Below are 227 nucleotides of genomic sequence, written 5' to 3'. Positions count from 1 at the left end.
ACGCCCTGATGCCGATCTGGTCGTGCAGGCGTTGGAGATGGCCTATGAGCAACGTGGTCGACCGCAAGGCTTGCTGTTTCACTCGGATCAAGGCGGCCAAGGTGGATTCAACCGGTCGTCGCAACACCTTAATCCAGGAGGTGTTTCATGGGTCGTCCATCGAAGTGGATGCAACAGTTGACGGGGCGAGGAGCAATGCGCTCGCCAGGTGCACCATCGCTTCGGCA

Annotated in this window: 1 pseudogene; it reads left to right on the top strand. The window is 59.0% G+C overall.

The window, feature by feature from the left end:
- Positions 1 to 130, top strand: a pseudogene (locus tag H0X91_RS35555) (IS3 family transposase); the annotation flags it as partial.
- Positions 131 to 227: the final 97 nt, after the last annotated feature.

This window comes from Burkholderia sp. 9777_1386 (genome assembly GCF_015712265.1).
Classification (GTDB): Bacteria; Pseudomonadota; Gammaproteobacteria; order Burkholderiales; family Burkholderiaceae; genus Burkholderia; species Burkholderia cenocepacia.
Note: the sequence above shows the minus strand (reverse complement) of the source record. Positions and strands in the feature narration are given on the sequence as shown.